This is a genomic window from Pseudomonas sp. SO81 (assembly GCF_030374125.1).
Classification (GTDB): domain Bacteria; phylum Pseudomonadota; class Gammaproteobacteria; order Pseudomonadales; family Pseudomonadaceae; genus Aquipseudomonas.
This window is the reverse complement of sequence record NZ_CP126126.1, coordinates 1,419,258-1,432,330: the sequence shown is the minus strand read 5'-3', so window position 1 is coordinate 1,432,330 and position 13,073 is coordinate 1,419,258. Positions and strand designations below refer to the sequence as shown.

Annotated in this window: 8 protein-coding genes; all 8 read left to right on the top strand. The window is 66.4% G+C overall.

The features are described 5' to 3' along the window. Positions 1–27 precede the first annotated feature (27 nt). Positions 28–2,073 carry a flotillin family protein gene (locus tag OH686_RS06860; RefSeq protein WP_289537113.1) on the top strand — a complete coding sequence of 682 codons (2,046 nt, stop codon included), beginning with the start codon at positions 28–30 and terminating at the stop codon, positions 2,071–2,073. Positions 2,074–2,159: 86 nt separating this feature from the next. Continuing rightward, positions 2,160–2,399, top strand: a complete 240-nt coding sequence (locus OH686_RS06855) for a hypothetical protein (RefSeq protein ID WP_289537110.1) — start codon at positions 2,160–2,162, stop codon at positions 2,397–2,399. Between the two features lie 170 nt (positions 2,400–2,569). After that, positions 2,570–7,828 carry a DNA repair ATPase gene (locus OH686_RS06850; protein ID WP_289537107.1) on the top strand — a complete coding sequence of 1,753 codons (5,259 nt, stop codon included), beginning with the start codon at positions 2,570–2,572 and terminating at the stop codon, positions 7,826–7,828. A gap of 50 nt (positions 7,829–7,878) precedes the next feature. After that, positions 7,879–8,376, top strand: coding sequence for a rhomboid family intramembrane serine protease (locus OH686_RS06845; RefSeq protein WP_289538849.1), 498 nt, complete (start codon positions 7,879–7,881; stop codon positions 8,374–8,376). A 10-nt stretch (positions 8,377–8,386) separates the two neighbouring features. After that, the gene (locus OH686_RS06840; protein WP_289537106.1) at positions 8,387–9,076 is read left to right on the top strand and encodes a phospholipase D-like domain-containing protein; all 690 of its coding nucleotides are present in this window, start codon (positions 8,387–8,389) and stop codon (positions 9,074–9,076) included. A gap of 72 nt (positions 9,077–9,148) precedes the next feature. After that, entirely contained in the window at positions 9,149–9,688 is a 540-nt protein-coding gene (locus OH686_RS06835) for a YaeQ family protein (RefSeq protein WP_289537104.1), read from the top strand. A gap of 149 nt (positions 9,689–9,837) precedes the next feature. Then, positions 9,838–11,553: a single-stranded-DNA-specific exonuclease RecJ gene (gene recJ / locus OH686_RS06830; protein ID WP_289537102.1), complete on the top strand. Its 1,716-nt coding sequence runs from the start codon at positions 9,838–9,840 to the stop codon at positions 11,551–11,553. A 127-nt stretch (positions 11,554–11,680) separates the two neighbouring features. Then, entirely contained in the window at positions 11,681–13,018 is a 1,338-nt protein-coding gene (locus OH686_RS06825; protein WP_289537100.1) for a choice-of-anchor Q domain-containing protein, read from the top strand. Positions 13,019–13,073: the final 55 nt, after the last annotated feature.

Here is a 13,073-nt window from a genome sequence, read left to right as displayed (position 1 = left end):
TCCCCTCGCTAAGGAGATTGGAAAACAATGGAATACATCATCCCTGGCCTGATGTTCGCCGGGCTCGTCGTCCTCGTCCTTCTGGCCCTGCTGGCTCTGTTCAAGGCCTTCTATATCAAGGTCCCCCAGGGCACGGCGCTGATCGTCAACGACATGTCCTCCACCCCCAAGGTGCACTTCACCGGTGCCCTGGTGTACCCGGTGATCTACCTCAAGGAGTTCATGCGTATCTCGCTGATCACCCTGGAAGTGGATCGTCGCGGCAAGGACGGCCTGATCTGCAAGGACAACATGCGTGCCGACATCACCGTGGCCTTCTACCTGCGCGTCAACGAGACCCAGGAAGACGTGCTCAAGGTGGCCAAGGCCATCGGCGTGGACCGTGCCTCCGACCGCGCCGCGGTCAACGAGCTGTTCAACGCCAAGTTCTCCGAGGCGCTGAAGACCGTCGGCAAGCAGTTCGACTTCGTCCAGCTGTTCGAGAACCGCCAGGAATTCCGCGACCGTATCGTCGAGACCATCGGCAACGACCTCAACGGCTATGTGCTGGAAGACGTCGCCATCGACTACTTGGAGCAGACCGCCAAGAGCTCGCTGGACCCGAGCAACATCCTCGACGCCGCCGGTATCCGCAAGATCACCGAGCTGACCGCCGCGCAGAACGTCATCACCAACGACCTCGAGCGCAACGAGGAGCTGGCGATCAAGAAGAAGAACGTCGAGACCCGCGAGGCGACCCTGGCCCTGGAGCGCCAGCAGGCCGATGCCGAGGCGCGGCAGAAGCGCGAGGTCGAGACCATCCGTGCCCGCGAGGAAGCCGAGACCATCAAGGTCAAGGAAGAGGAACGCCTCAAGGCCGAGCAGGCGCGCATCCAGTCGCAGCAGGAAATCGACGTGCGCACCGAGAACCATCAGCGCGAAGTCGAAGTGGCCCAGCAGAACCGCCAGCGTGCCGTGGTCATCGAGGTGGAGAAAGTCACCCGTGCCAAGGACCTGGAAGTGGTGGCCCGCGAGCGGGAGGTCGAGCTGCAGCGCATCGAGGCCGAGAAGGCCCTGGAAGAGCAGCGCAAGAACATCGCCAACGTGATTCGCGAGCGCGTCGCGGTCGAGAAGACCGTGGCCCAGGAAGAAGAGCGCATCAAGGAAGTGCGCGAGGTGTCCGAGGCCGAGCGTGCCAAGCAGGTCATCGTGCTGCAGGCCCAGGCCCAGGCCGAACAGGAGCTGGTGCGCCAGGTCAAGCAGGCCGAGGCCGACGAGACCCGCTCCAAGCACAAGGCCGTGGAAATCAACAACCTGGCCCAGGCCGAGCTGGAAGCTGCGGCCAAGCAGGCCGAGGCCAAGAAGCGCATGGCCGAAGGCATCGAGGCCGAGCGCGCCGCGCCTGGCCTGGCCGACGCCCGCGTGCTGGAAGTCACTGCCGCGGCCAAGGAGAAGGACGGTCTAGCCGAGGCGCGCGTGCGTGCCGAACAGCTGATCGCCGAAGCCAAGGGCGAGCAGGAGAAAGGCCTGGCCGAGGCCCGCGTTCTGGAAGCCCAGGCCGCAGCCAAGGAGAAGGATGGCCTGGCCGAAGCCAAGGTGCTGGAAGAGAAACTGGGCGCCCAGGCCCGCGGCGAGCAGCAGCTCGGTGCGGCCAAGGCCCAGGCGACCAAGGACCTGGGTACGTCGGAAGCCGAGGTGCTGCTGCAGCGCCTGAACGCGGAAGCGGAAGGTCTGGGCAAGAAGTTCGGCGCCCTCGACGCCCTCAGCGACAGCGCACGCCAGCACGAAGAGTTCCGCATGCAGCTGGAGAAGAGCTTCGAGGAGGCCATGGCCGCCATCGCCGCCAACAAGGAGATCGCCAAGGACCAGGCCGAGGTGCTCGCCACCGCGCTGGCCAAGGCGAAGATCGAGATCGTCGGCGGCGAGGGCGACTTCTTCAACTCCTTCGCCAAGTCGCTCTCGGTGGGCAAGGCCATCGAAGGCGTGGTGGGCAAGAGCCCGGTGGTGCAGGACGTGCTGGCACGCCTGCTCAACGGCAAGCCGGCCGAGCGCAAGCCTGACCTGGAAGTCGTGGCGCCCGCCGCCGAGGCCTGATCGAGTCACCACCCGGGCGGGAGCGAGATTGGCTCGCTTCCGCCGCCATGGGCATGAGCCCAGCCTATCGAACAAGGAGAGCTGCAATGTTGGAACCCAGGGACTATCTGGAAATGTCGTTCCGCTCGATCCAGTGCTTCGCCAATGATGGCCGCCTGGACGTGCATGAGCTCGGCGCCCTGCTGGACATCGCCGAGCGCGACGGCGCGATCGACGACAACGAGATCCGCGTGCTGAAGAAGATCATCGCGCAGATCAAGCCGGAAGAAATCGACCAGGCCATGCGCGACAAGCTGGCCGAGGTCGCCAAGAAAATCGGCGCCTGAGCGGTGCCGGATCACGGGCGCGGCGCATGCCGTGCCCGGGAGGGCGAGAGCGGGTGGCTGAAGTTCAGTCGCTCGTTCTCACCCTGATTCGCTCAACAGATTCCCGCTCAGCCCTTTAGCTTCACTCCCGCACCATTGCCCGCAGACAGCGCAGATCCAGGAAGGCCACGATGTCGGACGCACCAGCCGCAACCCAAACCCAGGACGTACTGGACAAGGCCGTCGCCGAAGGCGGCGCCTACGAGGTGCTGCACAAGCGCCTGCTGGACCAGGGGCAACGCCTGCGGCAGATCACCGAGAACCTCAACGGCCAGCGCCTGGAGGAGTTCGGCAGCAGCCAGATGGAAGTGGTCGGGCGCGTGCGCATCCGCACCGAGAACAACTGCATCGCCCGCGACATCGTCCAGGTCGGCGACTGCCTGCTGTTCGGCTACAACGTGTTCCTCGGCCTGAAGAAGGAGACCGGCGTCGGCGACGTGTTCTCCCTCTACCGCCTGGTGGGCGAGGGCGATGCCTACGAGGCCGAGCCGGTGCCGCTGGAAGGTACCTTCCTGGCCGCGCCCGGCTTCATCAACGACTTCAACGAGCTGTACAGCTACTACAAGAACACCCGTCTGCTGCAGCTGGCCATCCGCGACGGCAAGTTGCTGGCGAGCTTCCAGATCGGCGAGCGGATCACCGACATTCGCGTGTTCCGCTGGTCGATCTCCATCGACGGCAAGGACGTCCGCTACATCGACAACCGCGGCGAGCGTGATATCGCGCTGCCGGCGCCGTTCGATTTCGAGTGGATCAAGGCCACCCGCGAGATGGTAGTGGAAGGCCGCCATCCGCATCTGAACATTCTCGACACCCTGTTCGTCGAGACCATCGGCGGCGACCTCACCATCAAGGTCGAAAACAACACCGAGGACGGCCTGGGCATCTACCGCGAGGAGGTGCTGGACAAGACCCAGTCGCTGGACGATGCCCAGGTCGAGTTCGCCCGCCTCGGCAGCCTGGTGCTGCTCAAGGTGCTGCCGTACCGCGAGGAGCAGTGGCGCTACCTGGTGTACAACGGCCTCACCGGCAAGGTGGAGCGCATCGACGCCATCGGCCAGGCCTGCGTGCAGCTGCCGGAAGACCACGGCATCATTTTCCCCGGCGGCTACTACCTGCAGAACGGCGAGTACAAGACCTTCGAGCAATCCATGGCCGGCATGCGCTTCAAGCGCGCCGTGCGCTCGCCCAACGGCGAGGACGTGCAGTACATCTTCTACCACCCCGAGCAGGGACGGGCGGTGCTGCTGACCTACAACATGATCAACCGCCAGCTGCAGAACCCGCTGTTCGGCCACGGTTATGCGCGCCTGGAAGATGGCCGCACGGTGATCTTCGCCGCCGAAGGCGAGGAGCCGACCCGCATCCACCCGATGCAGATCTGGCAGACGCCGTTCTGCAGTGACGAATTCGCCGCCCGCCAGCCGGCGCGCAGCGGCTTCCTCGGCAAGATCGGCAATGCCGAGCTGGTGCGCGGCGTCTCCGACCTCTACGACCTGTGCCGCGAGATCGACACCCCGGCGGTGTCGGTGCAGCGCTACAGCCTGCTGTGTCAGAACACCCGCCGTCTGTTCGATGCCTACCACTGGCTGGCCGGCGAGCAACTGGCCGGCCTGGCGCCGCTGCTGCGCGAGATCGCCGCCACCTCCGAACTGGTGCTGGACGAATACGAGAAGGTCGAGAGCATCCGCAAGCAGTCGGCCCAGGCCATGGCCGATGCCGAGAGCCGCCACAAGGCGCTGCTCGACGGCCTGCTGCCGGATAGCTGGGACCAGGCGCAGAGCTTCGTCGACGGCCTCAACGGCATCACCGCCCAGCGCGGCCTGCTGCTGACCATTCGCGAATACCGCTATATCGATCTGGTGCGCCTGGATGCCATGGAGGCCGAGCTGCTGGCCGCCCAGGAGCGTGTCTCGGCGGTCACCGCCACCTTCCTCGCCGGCGATGCCGCGCTGCAGCCCTTCGTCGTGCGCCTGCAGGGCTTCGACGAACAGGCGCAGAAGGCCGAAACCGTGGCGCAGCTGGCCGAGCCACTGGCCGCGCTGCAGACCATGGCCGCCGACCTGGACATGTTGTCCGGCCTGATGGCGTCGTTGAAGATCGACGACGCTACCCAGCGCACGCGCATCGTCGAATCCATCTCCGAGATCTACGCCCGCCTGAATCAGGCCAAGGCCCGTGCCGAACAGCGGCGCAAGGGCCTGGGCTCGAGCGAGACGGTGGCGCAGTTCGGCGCCCAGTTCAAACTGTTCAGCCAGGGCATCACCAACGCCCTCGGCCAGGCCCAGGATCCGGAGCGCTGCGACGAGCAGCTGGCCCGCCTGCTGGTGCAGCTGGAAGAGCTGGAGAGCCAGTTCGGCGACCACGAGCAGTTCATCGGCGACATCCTGGCCAAGCGCGAGGAGCTGTTGGAGACCTTCGAGGCGCACAAGCAGGCGCTGCTCGACGAGCGCCAGCGCAAGGCGCAGAGTGTGCTGGATGCGGCCAAACGCATCCTCGACAGCCTGTCCCGGCGGACCGCCAAGTTCACCCAGGTCGAGGAGCTCAACGCCTTCTTCGCCGCCGACCCGCTGATTCTCAAGCTGCGCGAAATGACCGGTCGTTTGCGCGAGCTGAAGGACAGCGTCAAGGCCGACGACATCGAGGCGCGTCTCAAGGGCGCCCGCGATCAGGCCGTGCGTGCGCTGCGCGACAAGAGCGAGCTGTTCGAGGAAGGCGGCAACGTCATCAAGCTCGGCCCGCGCCACCGCTTCAGCGTCAACACCCAGGAGCTGGACCTAACCTTGCTGCCGCGCGGCGATCAGCTGTACCTGCACCTGACCGGCACTGACTTCCTCGAGCCGCTGGCCAATGCCGAGCTGGAAGCGCTCAGACCGTTCTGGCAGGTGGCGCTGGAGTCCGAATCCGAAAATCTGTACCGCGCCGAATACCTGGCCGGCGAGGTGCTGGCTGCGGCCGACGAGGGCCGCGAAGGCCTTGGCCTGGAACGCCTGAAATCCCTACTGGCGCAGCCGGACGAGCTGGCCCGGCTGATCCGCGACTTCGCCGCGCCGCGCTACAAGGAAGGCTACGAGAAAGGCATCCACGACCACGACACCGCCGCCATCCTCACCCAGCTGCTGTCGCTGCGCGACAGCGCCGGGCTGCTGCGTTACGGCGCCGAGGCGCGCGCTCTGGCCTGCCTGTTCTGGGATCTGCGGCGTGATAACGAAAGTGCCGCCCAGTGGCCGGAGCGGGCCCGCACCAGTCGGCATATCCAGCAGCTGTTCGGCCGCCGCGAAGGCCTGCAACAACTGCAGGGTGAGGTCGCCGAGGCGCTGCAGGCGTTCCTCGCCGAGCAGCCTCTGGGCCTGGCCGCCACCGTGGTGAGCGAGGCCGCCGAATACCTGGTGCAGGAGCTGGCCGCCGAGCGCGTCGAGTTCGTCTTCAGCAAGTACGCCAAGCAGTTGCAGGAAGGCCTCAAGCTGCGCCTGCAGGGCGCGCGCATGTGGGACGACTACCAGCGCGCCCTGGCCAACCTCGACGGCCGCCCGGCGGCCCAGTGGGCGCTGGCCGACAACTGGCTGCGCGGCCTCTGCGCCCAGGACGAGTTCGCGCCGCTGGCCGGCTATGTCGCCGAGGCGGTGGCCCTGTCGCTGCTGAGCGAAGGCTTCCCCGGTCGCGTCACCGAAGTGGACCTGCGCTTCACCGTCGCCAATCTGATGGGCGAGCACGCGCGCATCCAGGAACGCCAGCTGGTGCTGGCGGTGGACGACCTGTTCGCCCGCCTGCGCAGCCACCGTGCGTCCTTCCTGCCCGGCCTGCAGCGCTACCAGGCCCTGCGCCAGGAGGTGATCGGTCGCGAGCGCGATGCGCTGCGCCTGTCCGAGTTCAAGGCCAAGCCGCTCAGCTCCTTCGTGCGTAACAAACTGATCAACGACGTGTACCTGGGCTTTATCGGCGACAACCTGGCCAAGCAGATGGGCACCGCCGGCGAGAACAAGCGCACCGACCTGATGGGGCTGCTGATGCTCATCTCGCCGCCCGGCTACGGCAAGACCACGCTGATGGAGTATGTGGCGCACCGCCTCGGCCTGATCTTCATGAAGATCAACGGCCCGGCCCTCGGCCACGAAGTACGCTCCATCGACCCGGCCCAGGCGCCGGACGCCACCTCGCGCCAGGAGCTGGAGAAGCTCAACCTGGCGTTGGAGATGGGCAATAACGTGATGCTGTATGTCGACGATATCCAGCACACCCACCCGGAATTCCTGCAGAAGTTCATCTCGCTGTGCGACGGCACCCGGCGCATCGAGGGCGTGTGGAAGGGCCAGACCAAGACCTACGACATGCGCGGCAAGAAGTTCTGCGTGATCATGTCCGGCAACCCGTACACCGAGTCCGGCGAGGTCTTCAAGATTCCGGACATGCTGGCCAACCGCGCCGATATCTATAACCTCGGCGACACCCTGGGCGGCATGCAGGAGGCCTTCTCCCTCAGCTACATCGAGAACGGCCTGACCTCCAACCCGGTGCTGGCGCCGCTGGCCACCCGCGACATGGCCGACGTCTACCGCTTCGTCGCCAAGGCAGAGGGCAAGCCGTTCTCTGCCAACGAGCTGAGTCACGGCTACAGCGGCGCCGAGATCAACGAGATCGTCAGCACCCTGCAGCGCCTGATGCAGGTGCGCGACGTGGTGCTGCGGGTCAACCAGCAGTACATCGCCAGCGCCGCCCAGGCCGACCAGTACCGCAGCGAGCCGCCGTTCAAGCTGCAGGGCAGCTACCGCAACATGAACAAGATGACCGAGAAGATCAGCGCGGTGATGAACGACGCCGAGCTGCTGCAGCTGATCGCCGACCACTACCAGGGCGAGTCGCAACTGCTCACCACCGGCGCCGAGGAAAATCTGCTCAAGCTGGCCGAGCTGCGCGGCAATATGACCGAGGAGCAGCGTGCCCGCTGGGAGCAGATCAAGCGCGACTTCCTGCGCAACAAGGCCATGGGCGGCAGCGACAGCGACGTCGGCGCCCGCGTGGTGGCCCAGCTCAACGACCTGGTGGAAGGCATCCGCGCCCTCGGCGGCAACCTGCAGCGCGAGCCGCAGAAGCAGCAGGAGATTCCCTGGAACGAGCTGCTGGCCGGCCTGGAGCGCCTCGGTACCGTGCAGCCGCAGGTCGAGGTGGAAGTGGTGGCGCCGCCGCAGCCGGGCGTGCAGACCCTGCTGGAGAGCGTGGCCGGCACCCTGCAGAACAGCTTCCTGCCGCTGATGAACGCGATGGACAAGAAGATCGAGATCGACCTGCGCACCCACAATCGCATGGGCGACATGGCCCAGCGCCTGCGTGAGCTGGGCCAGTTCCTCGGTGCGCCGCAAGCACCCGCCGAAGTGGGGCCGGAGCAGAAGTGACGGCCTGGCTGGCTCCGCGCCTGCGCCTGCTCGCCGGCATCGCCGCACTGATGCTGGCACTGCAGGTCGGCAACAGCCTCAGTGGCAATGCCCTCACTGTATGGGGCGTTCTGCCGCGGCATGTCGACAGCTTGCCCGGCATCCTCTTCGCCCCCTGGCTGCATGCAGGCTGGTGGCACCTGCTGAACAACCTGCCGGGGCTGATACTGCTGGGCTGGCTGGCGCTGCTCGGTTCGCTGCGCCAGTTCCTCGCCGCCAGCGCCTTCATCATCATCGGCAGCGGCCTGCTGGTCTGGCTGTTCGCCCGGCCGGGCATGCACCTGGGCGCCAGCGGCTGGGTGTTCGGCCTGTGGGGCCTGCTGCTGGCCCGCGCCTGGTTCGAGCGCAGCCTGGGTAGTTTGCTGATCGCCCTGCTGGTGCTGTTCTACTACGGCGGCTGGTGGCTCGGGCTGTTGCCGAGCCAGGGCGTCTCCTTCGAATACCACCTGTTCGGTGCCTTGTGCGGTGTGTTGTTCGCCGCATTGAGTCGGCACCGACGTTCGACCTGAGGATGCGGAAATGGACTTTGCCCGTCTCGACCAGCAACTGCGCGACAGCCTGGTCGATCTCAAGCTGAGCAACGAGGAACGCGACGAGCTGCGCCAGCTGGGCAGCGACCTGGGCCCGGACCAGGTGCGCTACCTGCGCAACCGCGCATTCGACCTGGTACGTGACCTGGCGCTGACCGACACGGCCAATCTGCTGCCGGCGCTGAAATGGCTGGAGCAGGTGATCAAGACTCTCGACGCCGCCAGTGCGCCGCCGCGCCCGGCCGTGGCCAGCGCCCACTTCAGCCCCGGCGAGGACTGCCTGCGCAAGATTCGCGAGCTGTGCCGCCAGGCGCGCAGCAGCGTGGATATCTGCGTCTACACCATCTCCGACGATCGCCTCAGCGAGGAGATCGTCGCCTGCCACCGCCGTGGCGTGGCGGTGCGGGTGATCAGCGACAACGACAAGCAGTTCGACGAGGGTAGCGATATCCAGCATTTGCTCGTCCAGGGCGTGCCGCTGCGCATCGACGACAGCCCCTTCCACATGCACCACAAGTTCGCCCTGTTCGATGGCCGCGTGCTGCTCAATGGCAGCTTCAATTGGACCCGTAGCGCCAGTACCAGCAACGAGGAGAACCTGCTAGTGACCGACCATCCGCAGCTGCTGGCGGCCTATGCGGCGGAGTTCGAACAGCTCTGGGCGCGCTTCGCCCGCTGAGCGGCCGGGTTCGTGGCGAGGCGGCCTTTCGGGTAGACTTGCCGCCTTTCCCGCCAGCCAAGAAGCCCGCCCATGGCCCTGCAAGCCACGCCTTACAAAGTCGAACTCAACCTCACCGACATCGACCGCAACGTCTACGAGAACCTGCGTTTCACCGTGGCCAAGCATCCCTCGGAGACCGAGGAGCGGCTGTGCGTGCGGCTGATCGCCTATGCGCTGTGGTACCACGAGCAGCTGGCCTTCGGGCGCGGCCTGTCCGACGTCGACGAGCCGGCGCTGTGGGAGAAGAGCCTGGACGACCGTGTGCTGCACTGGATCGAGGTCGGTCAGCCGGACGCCGAGCGCATCACCTGGTGCTCGCGCCGTACCGAGCGTTTCAGCCTGGTGGCCTACGGCAGCCTGCGCGTGTGGCAGAACAAGGTGCTCGACGGCGTGCGCAGCCTGAAGAACATCAATGTGGTCGGCGTGGACCAGGAGGCCTTGGAGAACCTGGCCCGCGACCTGCCGCGTTCGGTGAGCTGGAGCGTGATGATCAGCGACGGTTTGCTCTACGTCACCGACGAGCGCGGCCAGCACGAGATCCCGCTGGAGTGGTTGCACGGCGAGCGTTGAGCCTCGCTTCCCCTCTCCCTCCGGGAGAGGGGCCAGGGGTGAGGGGCTGATCGCCTGCGCGGAGTTTCCCTCACCCCAACCCTCTCCCAAAGGGAGAGGGAGCCTTCCGCGCCGCTACTGAACGCCTAGCAAAACAATCGGAATACCCCATGCGCATCGACCTTCGCCCCTTGCCCGCCACGCTGCCCGATCTGGGCGAGCTGCCGCCGCTGCTGACCCGTCTGTACGCCTCCCGTGGTGTGCAGTCCGCCGCCGAGCTCGACAAGGGGCTGGCACGGCTGATTCCGTATCAGCAGCTGAAGGGCATGGACGGCGCGGTGGAGCTGCTGGTGCAGGCATTGGAGCAACGCCAGCGCATCCTGATCGTCGGCGACTTCGATGCCGACGGTGCCACCGCCAGCTCGGTCGGCGTGCTCGGTCTGCGCATGCTCGGCGCGGCGCATGTCGACTACCTGGTGCCGAACCGCTTCGAATACGGCTATGGCCTGACGCCGGAAATCGTCGCCGTGGCCCTGCAGCGCCAGCCCGACCTGCTGCTGACCGTGGACAACGGCATCTCCAGCGTCGAGGGCGTGGCCGCGGCCAAGGCCGCCGGCCTCAAGGTACTGGTCACCGACCACCACCTGCCGGGGCCGGAGCTGCCAGCGGCGGACGCCATCGTCAACCCCAACCAGCCGGGCTGCGAGTTCCCGAGCAAGGCGCTGGCCGGGGTCGGGGTGATGTTCTACGTACTACTGGCCCTGCGTGCCAAGCTGCGGGAGATCGGCTGGTTTACCAGTAGCGGTGTGGCCGAACCGAATCTGGGCGAGCTGCTCGATCTGGTGGCACTGGGCAGCGTCGCCGACGTGGTGCCGCTGGACGCCAACAACCGCATCCTGGTCCATCAGGGCCTGGCGCGCATCCGCGCCGGCCGGGCACGGCCGGGACTGCGGGCGATCCTCGAGGTGGCCGGGCGGCAGCACGGGCGCATCAGCTCTACCGACCTCGGCTTCATCCTTGGTCCGCGCCTGAACGCGGCCGGGCGCCTGGACGACATGAGCCTAGGCATCGAATGCCTGCTGTGCGACGACGAGGCGCTGGTGCGCGACATGGCCCAGCAGCTCGACGACCTTAACAAGGACCGCAAGGCCATCGAGCAGGGCATGCAGCGCGAGGCGCTGGCCCAGCTCAAGGACATGAGCGTCGAGGACATGCCGTTCGGCCTGTGCCTGTTCGAGGCGGACTGGCACCAGGGGGTGATCGGTATCCTCGCCTCGCGCCTCAAGGAGCGTTACCACCGCCCGGCCATCGCCTTCGCCGATGCCGGCGACGGCCTGCTCAAGGGTTCGGCCCGTTCGGTGCCGGGGCTGCATATCCGCGATGCGCTGGATGCCGTGGCCGCGCGTCATCCGGGGCTGATCAGCAAGTTTGGCGGCCATGCCATGGCCGCCGGCCTGTCGCTGCCGCAGGAGAATTACGGTGCCTTCGCTGCCGCCTTCGACGCCGAGGTGCGCCGCCAGCTCACCGAGGACGATCTCACCGGGCGCCTGCTGTCCGACGGCCAGCTGGGCGTCGAAGAGTTCCACCTGGAGCTGGCCAAGGCCCTGCGCCATGCCGGGCCCTGGGGCCAGCACTTCCCCGAGCCGCTGTTCCACGGCGTGTTCCAGATCGTCAATCAGCGGGTGGTGGGCGAGAAGCACCTCAAACTGGTGTTGAAGACCGAGTGCGGTGGTCAGACCCTGGACGGCATCGCCTTCAACGTCGACCGCGACACCTGGCCCAACCCCAACGTGCGCTGGGTGGAGCTGGCCTACAAGCTGGACGTCAACGAGTACCAGGGCCGCGAAAGCGTGCAATTGCTGGTAGCGCATCTGGCTCCGCGTTGAGCTGACCGGGTGAGTGGCGTTGACGCTGCCGGGGTGGGCTTCTAAAGGTTAATGCGCCGCTACGACGCGGCGCTGGAGCGGAAGCCGGGCGTTATCCGCGATAACGTCTTCCCATGGGGGTTCCGCCATGCGTCATGTCCCGTTCGCGCTCGCCTGCGCATCCGTTCTTGCTCTTGCCGACCCCGCACTGGCCCATGATTTTCGGGTCAACCGTTTCGATGATCAGTTCGATGGCGTCTGTGATACCCATTGCTCGCTGCGTGACGCGGTCAGCGCGCACAACCAGACGGGCCAGGGGCCCAACCGCATTCTGCTGCCGGCGGGCACGTTCCAGCTGTCCCTGCCGCCGGAGTACGGGGAGGAGGGGGAGGTCTACGACGAGGATGAGAATCTCAACGGCGACCTCGATGTGCTCGCCGGCAGCGTCATTCTGGTGGGCGCCGGGCGAGACAGCAGCATCATCGATGGCGGGCGGCTCGATCGCCTGTTCGAAGTTGCCAGCACGGCCGTATTGGATGTGCGCGACCTCACCCTGCGCAACGGCTTCACCTCGACCCACGGCGGTGCCATCGAGAACCGCGGCCAGGTCATCGTGCGGCGCAGCCGCCTGGCCGACAACCTGATCTCCTACCAGTGGGACGGCCAGCACTACGGCGGCGCGATTTACAACGAAGGCACGCTGGTGGTCTATGACAGCCTCTTTCAGCACAACGTCATCAACATCAATGACAGCGGTAGCGCCCAGGGAGGCGCGCTGTTCAACGCCGGCCGGCTGCAGGTGCGCGACACCCTGTTTGAGAACAACGTGGTGGACACCGATGACGTCACCGGCTTCGGCGCGGCGCTGTTCAACATCGGTGAGGCCAGCATGGCCCGCGTGGCGATTCTGGGCGGCAGGGGCGACGGTCAGGGCACCGCGGTGCGCAACGATGGCAACGGCGTGCTGACCCTGTCCAACGCCACGATCACGGGCAGCGGCAGCCAGGAGTCCGAGACGGATGCGGCGGTGTCCAACGGCTCGGACCACTGGGCCTACCCCGGCAGCCCGCGCCTCAAGCTGCTGAATGTCACCATCGCCGGCAATGGGCAGATGGGGTTGTATAACGACGGCTTCCTCGAGCTGCGCAACAGCATCATCGTCGACAACCCGCAGAACAACTGCGTCAACTACGGCACCATCGTGCGTTCCGCCGGCCTGCTGCTCGGCAGCGATTCGGGCAACTGCCCGGCGGACCTGTCTGTCGACGAGCAGGCCATCTACGGCAGGGTGCTGTATGCACTGCGGGACAACGGTGCGGGCTTGCCCACCTTCAGCCTGCCGCCGGTTAGCCCGGCGCTGGATGCCGGGGTCGGCATGTGCCCGACCGTAGATCAGCGCGGCTACCCGCGGCCCCAGGATGGCGACGGCGATGGAGTGGTGGGGTGCGACCTGGGCGCCTACGAGCGCGGCCCGAAGGTTCGCTGAGCGCTAATCGGCGGATAAGCGGTCTTGACTGGGGGCCTGCGCACCCCTAAGAAGT